The organism is Paraburkholderia sp. NMBU_R16 (genome assembly GCF_013282575.1).
Taxonomy (GTDB): Bacteria; Pseudomonadota; Gammaproteobacteria; order Burkholderiales; family Burkholderiaceae; genus Trinickia.
The window spans coordinates 1-693 of sequence record NZ_JAAAYE010000248.1 but is presented as its reverse complement, the minus strand read 5'-3'; the positions used below and the strand labels follow the sequence as shown (position 1 = coordinate 693).

2 protein-coding genes are annotated in these 693 nt (G+C 61.6%); both read right to left on the bottom strand.

Features of this window, described 5'->3' with window-relative positions; translation table 11 throughout:
- On the bottom strand, positions 1-206 hold a 206-nt coding region (tnpB, locus tag GWC77_RS28115; protein ID WP_173262863.1), incomplete at its 3' end, for an IS66 family insertion sequence element accessory protein TnpB.
- Positions 203-658: a transposase gene (locus tag GWC77_RS30155; RefSeq protein WP_173262860.1), complete on the bottom strand. Its 456-nt coding sequence runs from the start codon at positions 656-658 to the stop codon at positions 203-205. The genes GWC77_RS30155 and tnpB, both read right to left, overlap by 4 nt.
- Positions 659-693: the final 35 nt, after the last annotated feature.

Genomic DNA, 693 nt, shown 5'->3' with positions numbered 1-693 from the left:
TTCATCAGAAGACACATGCCGTCGCCGCTCCACCACAGCACTTTGACCAGATCGCCGCGTTTGCCTCGGAACACGAACACGTGGCCGCTGAAGGGATCGCGTTCCAATACGGTCTGGACCTTCGCTGCCAAGCTGTTGAAGCCCGAGCGCATGTCGGTCACACCCGCGGCCAGCCAGACCTTTGTGCGGCTGGGCAGCCCGATCATGCTGCCGATTCCGATGTGTTGTGCAACATGCACAGCACCAGCCGTAACGTGGCCTCGTTGGGCGAGCCTTCGATTCGAACGCGAGTGTTGCCGACGTTGATTTCGATGGTGCCCACCGCGGCGGCGCCGATGGCAGGCGTCGGCGTGGCGGACGCAGCCGCCCGCTCAAACTGTGGCGCCGGTGCTTCCACCGTTACGGGCAACAATCCCACCGGATCGTATTCACCGGCACGCAACGCTCGACGCCATTTGAATAACAAGTTCGTGTTCACCCCGTGTTCCATCGCCAGGCGCGCCACCGATACGCCTGGCTCGCAAGCCAGCGTCGCCAGTCGCCGTCGAAACTCGATGGGGTGATTCGGAATGCCTTTGCGTGAAGTTCTCTTCGGTGCTTCTGTTGACACTGTGGTCCCCGCTACTCGTGTGGTGGGGCCTACTCTGGCAACATTCATTCACACCGTCGAGACGGTACCGGCGACACGCTTAC